Source organism: Allorhodopirellula heiligendammensis (genome assembly GCF_007860105.1).
In the GTDB taxonomy this organism is placed as follows: Bacteria; Planctomycetota; Planctomycetia; order Pirellulales; family Pirellulaceae; genus Rhodopirellula; species Rhodopirellula heiligendammensis.
Genome location: NZ_SJPU01000015.1, coordinates 1 through 9,503 on the forward strand (window position 1 = coordinate 1; position 9,503 = coordinate 9,503).

Consider the following 9,503-nt stretch of genomic DNA (forward strand, 5'->3'; position numbering starts at 1 on the left):
AATGGCCAGCAGGTCCGATTCGTTACGACGATGTTTTCACATCAGTCAGCCCGTTCTGGTTGTCCTGCAGGCTTGGGTTCATCAGTTGATTAGAAGGCGAGCAAGGCCGATTCGTTACGCCGATGTCGGAGCATCAGGCAGGGATTACTGGCTTTCTTGCTCGCCGTGGCTCGGAGGTTTTGGTTTGTCGTTTCTCGTTTGGTTGAGAAGTGGACCGAGACGAGCGCGTCGCCGGCGAGTTGGTCGCTTTGCGTTTGGAAGCGGTCGGCTTGGCAGATCCAGTGGTCTTTCTCTTCATGGGATTCTGCCCAGTTGTTTTTGAAGCACGGCTCTCGGCGGCCTCTCTCGCCGCGCGGGCTTCCTTGCGAAGACGACTTTTTCGCTGATCTGCATTCTCTTTAGGTTTCATGTTTTGCAGTGAGTCCTTGAGCCCCGCCGGCATCCTTCCGAACGATTCAGTGACCTGGATCATTTGCTTCGGGTCCCAATCCTTTTCGTCTCGTAGCATCGCCCAGGCGATCACGGCGATCTTGCGAGCCAACGCGATCGCAGCTTTCTTCTTGCGTGTTTTTTGTTTGCCACAGATCCTTTCGTAGACGCCCTTGGCCCACGGGTTGTACCGCAGCGAGGCCCAAGCACATTCGACGAGGATCGTTCGTGCCAGTGGATTGCCACGCTTGGTAATGCGTCCATTGCGATCTGTTTCGCCGGATTGATACTGACGTGGAACGAGCCCGAAGTACGCCGAGACTTGGCGACCGTTTTCAAAGCGGTGAGGGTCGTCGAGACACGCGACGAGGATTTCAGCGGTTCGTGGTCCGACTCCGGGGATCGTTTGGACTCGCTTGATGCGTTCGTCATTCTTGCCGATCGCTTCGAGCTTCTTGACGACACCAGTGATCTGTTGGGACAGCGAATCGAGGATGGTCAGTTCGATGTCGAGTTCTCCTTTCCAGAGTTCCTCAGGCCCGCAGTCGGCCAGAGGTTTGCGAAACGAGTTGATGTGATCACGTCCGGTGTGCCAGGCTTTCTCGCCCGTGGCGATCTCGATCCCATGATTGACGAACCAAGCACGGATGGCGTTCTTGGTTTTGTTAATTCGGCCGTCGAGGGTCTTGCGGTATTTGACAAGCGATCGGAACTCGCGGTGTTGCAGTGAAGGCGTGTGGACGCCTTTGAGTTCGCCCATGGCGGCCATGCGAGCGAGTTTGAGGGCGTCGTCCCGATCGGTTTTGCGTTTGACGTTTGTCCACCGCCAGGCTTCTTCGTTCGTGGAGCAGACGAGAGTTTCATGCCCTTGATCTTGTGCCAGATCATTGATCCAACCGGAGGGGCCACAGGCCTCCATGACGACCAAATCGGCCTTAGTGTCCTTGAAGATGACACCGAAGTGTTCTCTCGTAGTGGGTGTCGTGACAAACTGCGTTTTGCGAGTTTTCGAGTCGAAAAGGCAGCAAACGGAGTTGAATTTCCCGAGGTCCAGTGCGAGAATCTTCATGAGATTTCATTCCATGTGTTTGGTGGGTGGAGTAAATGTGACGGGCGGCCGCAAGCTGCCCAGATCACGGGTTTGAGTCGCCAGTTTTTTAACGAATGGCTCCCACCCGTCAAACCTTGGACTTACATGGATTCTTTATCCGGCTGAGATTTTCTTCTATTCAACATTCGTTCATCTATTTCACCGAACATGAACCAAACCGACATCGAATCGCTTCCCGACTTTTGCGACAAGGTCGTTGGGTTCTATTGTGGTCCGAACCCACGGTATAGCATTGCAATAATATCACCCGTGCCAGAGATACAAGGGGCGCGCATCTTCTATACTGGGATCGCCGCGCCTCGCGAACCGGTACGTTGGGACAGCGGTCTCTTGACCGCGATCGCTTGGGATACCGTCAGCTCATACACGGTGTTTGAGACTGAGGCGGAGTACGAGCGACTGCTTGCGATACCGGAGAACTCGCAACCTCGCCCACATACGAACTGGCTGTCTCGCGTGTTTCGGCGTTGACTATATTGCGACGTTGCGGATAACCATGTCGTGCAGTGGAGTACGGCATCAGGCGTTTAAAAATTGAAAATCAATCGGCCGTACCCACTGACGACTAACGTTCTGCGAATGTACATGCAAAATCCGTACGCTCCATCGTCTGGCCCCTGTGGACACCGACTGAAGACAATACCCAGTCGCGTTCACTTGATTGCGTCGAAGTTGGTCGCGATCGTCGGACTCGTAGCGTTCGTTTACGCACTGTTTGGTACTGCGATGGTCGCGACTGAATTTGTCGATCCGTCTCTATTCGACGTTTCACTCGCGCTGCCAACCTACGCTTTTGTGTTTGGGTTATACTTGTTGTCTGCGTTTGTCTTGGCCGCGTCGCAACAACTCAAACGAGCCAATGGTCGAATCGCCACGCTGCAAATAGTTTTGGGGGGATTTGTCCTCTACGCATCGCTTGGTTTTGGTCGTTGGCTCTAAAACGCATCGCCGACAATTGTCGCAGAACCAAGACATGCAACCGAGCACTCGAAAACGCGATTTGGCAGTGGTTGCTCTTCCGCTCGTGCCGGCTGATGTCCAACGTTACGAGATGAAGCTGGTATGGAAGCCAAGTGTGCCCTGCGGGGCATCGTCCGACGCCTGAGCAGCGGCAACCAGCGCCAGCCCTGCGGGGCACGAAGCTCGCATGCCCTGCGGGGCACGAACCAACGCCTGCTCTGCGAGGCATTGTCCGACGCCTGATCAACTGGTGACTGTGACGCAGAGCTCGTTGCCGATCGAAGATGCAGGCAAGCCTGTGGGTACTACGCTACACTAAACGACTCGTAACCATGCAATGATGACGGAGCGGCGTTGTCGCCTTGGGCTCAGTGGTTGAGTCGCTCGCCGCCGCCCGCATATCGCTGCCGTTATTTGATTTAGAACGACTCTCACGGCAATGAATCCATACGAATCTGTATTACAAACAGAGCCAGCAGAATCACGCAACTGGATTGCATGGATTGCGACGTCGAGTATCGCTCGCATTCTCGGCGCCTTCACCGGTTTGTTTACTACATTTGGCTTTTTTGGAGGATTCCAAGAAATCGCAGGGAAAATGGGTTCGGACCGGTTGGGTGTGGCGATCGGTTGTTGTATTGTTGCTACGCTGTCATTTTTCCTGTGCTCTTGCTATCGTGCTATGCGCCGGCGCTGGAAACCAATCGGCTCGTTGAGTATTACTGGGATCTTTGCTGAAACAACGTGTTTCACTGGATTGCTTGTCTCGCTACTTTTCGTCATAGCACCTTTGCCCAGTCGCTTGCTCGGCTATCCGTTACACGACATTCTGCCGTGGTACAATGACCTTTATCTCGCGGTAATTGCGGCTCCAATAACGACAGTTGCCACTGTTGAATTTGTTCGGACACTCAAAGTCTTCCATGCTCGAAGCAAATAACTACGCGATGGTGGCGGTGCGGCGTTGGGCACCGTTTTCGCAGTGGTGAATCCTTCGCCGCCGCCCGCACATCGCCGACGTTATCCGACACAAGTTCATAGAAATGGAAATCACATGACCCAACCCTATTCCCGATTCGCAGTCGCATTCCTGCTTGCCACTGCTTGCGGCTGTTCGCCTTCCGCGCCGGTTGCTGTCGCCCCTGAGTTGGAAATCGTAGACCTCAATGAAAACGTCGCCGCCGAAACGGAAATCACCAGCGTCGCAGTTACCCCGGGTGTTGACGCTGGCATGATGGCCGATAAGTACGAACGATTTCATCAGCCTATGCGCTAGGCTCGTTGAGTGGAAAGATGTCGCTCTGGAATCGCGATCTCTCGTCCGACAGTTAGCGGAGAAGCGTTCGCCACTCCCTTGCGTCCTGTACTAGGCGGATAACCAAAGAATTGCACGGGAGTCGGGCGTCACGCGTTTTTTCAGTTCAAACTTTTCACGGCCCGACCCCGTGAATTCTACCGTTACGAGATCAAGCTGGTATTGAAGCGAAGTGTGCCCTGCGGGGCATCGTCCGACGCCGAGTCGTGACAACCAACGCTAGCCCTGCGGGGCACGACGCACACGCCCTGCGGGGCACGAACCAACGCCTGCCCTGCGGGGCATTGTCCGACGCCTGTCAAATCGATGACTGTGACGCAGTGCGTGTGTCGGATCGAAGCTGCGGGTAAGCCCACGGGTACTACGCTACAATAAACGACTCGTAACAATGCGACGAACCGAAGTCGCGGAATCGCCGTTGTTGGCAATTGAGAATCACTCGTCGCGACTCGGTTGTCGCAACCGTTACGAGATCAAGCCGTTCTGAAGATGTGTGTGGATGAAATGCCAAGTGTGCTCTGCGGGGCATGTTCCGACGCACGAGCTGCGATAACCATCGCCTGCCCTGCGGGGCATTAACCAACGCCTGCTCTGCGAGGCATTGTCCGACGCCTGCCCTGCGGGGCATGGTCCGACGCCTGATCAATTGATGACTGTGACGCAGTGCTCGTTGCGGATCGAAGACGCAGGCAAGCCTGTGGGTACTACGCTAGACTAAACGACTCGTAACAATGCGATGATGACGGAGCGGCGTTGGTAGCCATTCTCGAAGTGGTTGAGTCGCTCGCCGCCGCCCGCATATCGCCGCCGTTCTGTGCTTCAAACCCTTTTCGGAGAATCGAAATGAAATCGCTTAAGCTAGCATTTGTCGCGTCGGCCCTATTTGCGTGCGGTATTGCCACGTACGTCCATACGGCACGGGCCAATCCAATTCAGGATGCGGCCAGTATGCCAGCCCGACTGATTGACTTCCTGCCGCAGGGAACTGTGATTGATCTTTCGTTTTCCAGCGGGCTGACGTCCGTGAAGATTTTAGAGAATGAATATATCGAGCGATGGGAAACGGAAACTGCTAGCTTAATAAGAAACTACGAAGCGATTTCCAAAGATCAAACTGCTGGAAAGAATCAATTGGCTGAAATCGAATCTAGCTTGTACAAAGTTTCGTCCCCGTGGAAGGTTACTGCGGTAGCTGAAAACTATGTTCGCTTAGAGCCAATTCTCCGTCTCCCTCTCCACGAAAATACGCCTTGGATTATACTCCCGGAGTCGTCGATTTCCTATATCAAGCCAAATTGACCTCGGCACTCCATCCTTAATTACCGTTCGAGCACAGAACCAAAGAATTGCACGGGAGTCGGGCGTCACACGTTTCTGCAGTTCATACTTTTCACCGCCCGACCCCGTGAATTCTGCCGTTCGCCGACCAAACACATGCATTACGCCATTGTGCTCATCGTCTTGGTCAGCATCCCATTTGCGTTTGGTTGCAATCGGGACAAGCGTTCCGTCCCCGCCTACGATCTTGTCGAGGGTCCACCATCAAATTGGGCGATGTCGCCAGATGATGCAGTGCTCGCAGCAACGGACTACTGCGTTCATGACGGCATTGACCTATCGGTACATAGCACACCCAGAATTTCTTGCGACTCCCTCGACGGCGAGCGGTTCTGGTGCATTTTGTACGACGGCTTCAGTCGGATTCCCGGGGATCACTTCATGCTCATGATCAACGACGAAACCGGAGATGTGGAATGCATCGCCGGAGAATGAACGACGCCTGTCTGCTATGCTACTTCACTCGGGTCCCATGCATCGCTTGACCGTAGAGCGGCGAACCATGCGATGATACGGAGCGGCGGTGGTCGCCGTTTTGGTGATAGCTGAGTTGCTCGCCGCCGCCCGCATATCGCTACCGTTCGTCGAGCAAATGGATACCGCATGACCAAACGGGCTAGACAATGGATCGCAACTCTCGGCGCTATCGTTGCACTCATCGTTCTTGGCCCGACCATCTTTGATCGGTTTCTTCTGTTTCGCTTTAATCACGCGATCGCGGATGTGCGGGATGCCAACATCTCGTCGGTTCGCTTCAAGCCGCACGTTGACCGTGAATTCGTCACTATTTCTGAGCCCAAGGTTCTTAGCCGAATTCAAGGTTGGCTCGGCACATCGAGAACGCCGAAGGCGTTTTACTCTTATCCGCCAACTACCTGCCCACTCGAAATCACACTTACGAACGGGAACGTTGAGCGTTTTGACATTTCTCCGACCGGATTGACGACGACATACATCGCCGAACTCGACGCCGACAGATCATTCGCGCGGGAACGTCAATTCTCGTACATAATGCTATCGTATGATGGCTACTATCGCTTACTCTCCGACCAACCATTCACACCCTATTTGCGCGCAACAGATCAACTTGATCCCGCCGCCCCCAAGCCATTCTTCATGTATAGTCATGAGGACGACATTGGAACGGAATAGCCGACGCAACACTGCCCCCTTCGCTATAGTACGACGAACCATGGGTTGCACGCGGAGGACTCGAAAGCGCGTTTTGGCAATGGTTGCCTTTCCGCTCGTCCCCGGTGAACCCCGACGTTATCCGCACTGAGTTCGCCGAATGAAGTTCAGTCTTCGCACTCTGATGGTGTGCGTACTGTTAGTCGCGATGGCGATGGCGGCGTATCAAACACACCGAAGGCATCGTCTTTGGCGCAACACGCGATTCGATTGCGAGTACGATGCGATCGTAACGCTACCTTCTGGCACGACATTTTCCACGAACCGCTGGGTTTACACCGATATCGATATTCCCACCGAACACGTTGGAACTGGTACGTGGCGTGACGGATACGAGCTGAAATACTTCGCAGAAGCGCCAGGTCTGACCGGAGTCGCGACGTTGACAATTGACGGCACTGTTGAGAATGCCGTAATTGTTGGTGGGTGCATTCGACACTGGGCTGCTGGCGGTACCGTTTGCCACTACACTGTGATTCCAGAATCGGATATGCCGCCGAATGATGGCAGCCGACCGAGCGGATCTCCAGGAACTACACCCACGAACCCCACATCAGGCGGGTGAACAGTAACAGCTTTTGGGTCTCGATGGGCCATTCTTATGAGTCATGATGACTCTGGTGCAGTGATTTGTTGCGATTGTTTAGAACATGAGCGCACCGATATCACAGTTCAGCACGGCACTCGCGTTTGCTTGGGTGTTCTAGACCGACAGCGTCGGCTGCAGATCGTAGCCCAATTCAATCGCTCGACGGCGAAGGCTTGCTACCAGCTTGTCTTGAAACCGACTGTTATAGACATCCGACCCGACATCTTTGTACGGGCGACCCGTTTTCACCATCGTGTACACGATGATCGCTAGCTTGCGAGCGATTGCTGTGATCGCACTGGCCGCGCCATCGCGACCTCTCAGGCGTCTGCCGAACGCACCCAGTGCACACTTCGACTGAATCAATGTTTGTGCACACACTCGAAAAACCTGTGCCACGCGATTACTGCTGCGATGCGTCGGGCTTTTGCCCTTCTTCTGCTTCTTGCCGCCTGACTTATTCGCCTCCGGGCAAAGACTCAGCCAACTCACGAAATGTTTTTCCGTCGGAAACGCATCTACGTTCGTGCCGATCTCAGACACGATTTGCAATGCCGAGTGAGCACCTATCCCATCAATGCTAGTCAAGTCGACACCCAGGACCTCATACAGCAATGTGCGAGTGTCAAATTTTGGTTCGTTGGTCGTCTTGCTACGTTGCTTCGAGCGAGGTGGTTTGGCGAGCGGTTCGCCGCCAGACTTGTCCTCGAACTGACGCATGTACGCTTCAATCTGCGCGTCCACTTCCACAATCTTCTGGTGATAGTAGCGGTACAAGTCCACCGCTTGATGCAATGAGAACAGGTGCTCGTCTCGCCAGTTGCCTTGAAGCGCCAATGCGATCGTCGCTTCATCATTCTTGCATTTTTCGTTACGTAGTTTTGCAAGTCGATGCGGATTGCGCTCGCCTTCCAGAATCGCGTCGATGATAGCCGTGCCCGTCGCACCCAGAATATCACTGACCACTTCAGTGAGCTTTAGGTTCATCTGCTCCATGGCCTTCTGCATGTGCTGGATATGCTGCGCCGCACACTTGACGAGCATCTCACGTTGTCGCATGTAACTTCGCAGGACAATGATTTGATCGTCCGGTCGGAACGATCCGGTGAGCAGCCCGAAGGTATGCAAAGTTTGAATCCATTGGCAGTCAAGGACATCGGTCTTACGACGAAACTTCTTGATCTGACTCGGTTCGACCAAGATCACGTCGAAGCCTCGCCGCTCGAGCACTTCAAAAAGTGGAATCCAGTAGACCCCAGTAGACTCCATCGCAATGGTTTCGATTCGACACTCGGTGAGCCAATCGGCGATCGCTTCCAGATCCGCAGTGAAGGCTCCGAAACTGCGGACAGCGTTCTCCGCGTCACGGTCCTTGGGCACCGCGACGAAGTGGACGTTCGCTGCGATGTCGATCCCCGCCGCGTTAGTGTTGACCTGCTTGAGCGATTCGATTGGAGGTGGCGCATTGTCAACGGGAACCCCGCCACGTCGAGGAGTTCGCCGTTTCGCAGTCGTGTTGCGGACTTGGAGAGGTTTTTTGTTACCGCAGACACCTTGCTTGTTTTTTCGTTTTTTGCGTGCCACAATGAACGCTCCTGTGTGTTCGGGAAGAAAAACACGGATCGGGCGTACTCGACATATTGCTGTTTAGGTTCTCCAACGAGGTCGTATTGAGATGCGAATGCAAATCAACGTGCCATCAATGCCAACGTCAAGAGTCGAACAGGGCCAAGATAACCAGCGGGCTCAAAGCACCAATCCGCAGACGGCCTCCGCGACCCGATCCGTGCACTTTCATTCTCACGTAGACCAATCGGACTTGCAACGAAATCCTAGAAACCAGTTCCTCCACAGCCACCCCGAAGCGCTGCGTTGTAAGTTTGATAACCATGGCATTCACACGGAGCGGGGCTTGCGCGGTTTCACGAATGGACACCTAACTCTCCCCGCCCGGTGATGCCGGACGTTCTGCGACTGAATCGCTCTCCTGCCCAAGTAGTTGTGAGCCGTGTTTCCGATGCACACGATAGACGAACTGAAATCGCTCGTGTACGGACGCGGTCGCGGGACCGGCATCAAGATCGCTCCATGCCGCTACGAGGGGAACACTGATGAGCAAATTCTCTCGCTCGCACGAGACACGGCGACCGCAGTAAAAATCCCAGCGGACGAAGAAGCGATCACCATGACAAAACACGGTAATGCTTTATCCCAATTGCTCGAATCCGAGGCGGACGCCGATATTGTTGCAGACGCCCTCATCCGCTACGTACAATCCAGGCTAGAATGGACCGGTCGTGGTGCGGTCGAGTAGCCTTTCCACAACCGCGACCGACCAAGTCCTCAGCGCACAGAAATCGCAGAACCATGACATGCACGGGAGGACGGCTTGCGCGGTTTTTGAAGTGGAGAGTCTTTCGTCCGTCCCCCGTGATGTCTACCGTTCGTCGAACTACGCTTCAATTGTTGAATCGATGCAGAAAAATAGCAGCCTCATGCATGGAGCCGTCCAGTGAATTTCAGTCTTCGATCTAACGAAGGATCTTGCACTAAGTGTCTGTTTTGGGTCC

Annotated in this window: 11 protein-coding genes; 9 read left to right on the forward strand and 2 right to left on the reverse strand. The window is 54.2% G+C overall.

Features of this window, described 5'->3' with window-relative positions; genetic code table 11:
* Positions 1 to 133: 133 nt before the first annotated feature.
* The gene (locus tag Poly21_RS26435) at positions 134 to 1,498 is read right to left on the reverse strand and encodes an IS110 family RNA-guided transposase (protein WP_302120733.1); all 1,365 of its coding nucleotides are present in this window, start codon (positions 1,496 to 1,498) and stop codon (positions 134 to 136) included.
* A gap of 189 nt (positions 1,499 to 1,687) precedes the next feature.
* Between Poly21_RS26435 and Poly21_RS26440 the strand changes: the two genes are divergently transcribed.
* The 8 genes from Poly21_RS26440 to Poly21_RS26475 all read left to right on the forward strand — a co-directional run bounded on the left by Poly21_RS26440 (position 1,688) and on the right by Poly21_RS26475 (position 6,909).
* Positions 1,688 to 2,011 carry a hypothetical protein gene (locus tag Poly21_RS26440; RefSeq protein ID WP_302120734.1) on the forward strand — a complete coding sequence of 108 codons (324 nt, stop codon included), beginning with the start codon at positions 1,688 to 1,690 and terminating at the stop codon, positions 2,009 to 2,011.
* 114 nt (positions 2,012 to 2,125) lie between these two features.
* A complete protein-coding gene (locus Poly21_RS26445; RefSeq protein ID WP_146410072.1) occupies positions 2,126 to 2,479 on the forward strand; it encodes a hypothetical protein in 354 nt (117 codons plus the stop codon).
* A 460-nt stretch (positions 2,480 to 2,939) separates the two neighbouring features.
* Complete coding sequence (locus tag Poly21_RS26450; RefSeq protein ID WP_146410073.1) at positions 2,940 to 3,440, forward strand: hypothetical protein; 501 nt, start codon at positions 2,940 to 2,942, stop codon at positions 3,438 to 3,440.
* Between the two features lie 114 nt (positions 3,441 to 3,554).
* Entirely contained in the window at positions 3,555 to 3,776 is a 222-nt protein-coding gene (locus Poly21_RS26455; RefSeq protein ID WP_146410074.1) for a hypothetical protein, read from the forward strand.
* 882 nt (positions 3,777 to 4,658) lie between these two features.
* Positions 4,659 to 5,114 (forward strand): hypothetical protein, encoded by a 456-nt coding sequence (locus Poly21_RS26460; protein WP_146410075.1) that lies wholly within the window; start codon positions 4,659 to 4,661, stop codon positions 5,112 to 5,114.
* Positions 5,115 to 5,249: 135 nt separating this feature from the next.
* Positions 5,250 to 5,588 carry a hypothetical protein gene (locus Poly21_RS26465; protein WP_146410076.1) on the forward strand — a complete coding sequence of 113 codons (339 nt, stop codon included), beginning with the start codon at positions 5,250 to 5,252 and terminating at the stop codon, positions 5,586 to 5,588.
* A 168-nt stretch (positions 5,589 to 5,756) separates the two neighbouring features.
* The gene (locus Poly21_RS26470) at positions 5,757 to 6,305 is read left to right on the forward strand and encodes a hypothetical protein (protein WP_146410077.1); all 549 of its coding nucleotides are present in this window, start codon (positions 5,757 to 5,759) and stop codon (positions 6,303 to 6,305) included.
* A gap of 139 nt (positions 6,306 to 6,444) precedes the next feature.
* Positions 6,445 to 6,909 carry a hypothetical protein gene (locus tag Poly21_RS26475; RefSeq protein WP_146410078.1) on the forward strand — a complete coding sequence of 155 codons (465 nt, stop codon included), beginning with the start codon at positions 6,445 to 6,447 and terminating at the stop codon, positions 6,907 to 6,909.
* Between the two features lie 138 nt (positions 6,910 to 7,047).
* On the opposite strand, the gene Poly21_RS26480 is transcribed toward Poly21_RS26475, so the two are convergent.
* Complete coding sequence (locus Poly21_RS26480) at positions 7,048 to 8,385, reverse strand: IS110 family RNA-guided transposase (protein ID WP_146410080.1); 1,338 nt, start codon at positions 8,383 to 8,385, stop codon at positions 7,048 to 7,050.
* A gap of 556 nt (positions 8,386 to 8,941) precedes the next feature.
* Here Poly21_RS26480 and Poly21_RS26485 point away from each other — a divergent pair.
* A complete protein-coding gene (locus Poly21_RS26485; protein ID WP_302120737.1) occupies positions 8,942 to 9,247 on the forward strand; it encodes a hypothetical protein in 306 nt (101 codons plus the stop codon).
* Positions 9,248 to 9,503 lie beyond the last annotated feature (256 nt).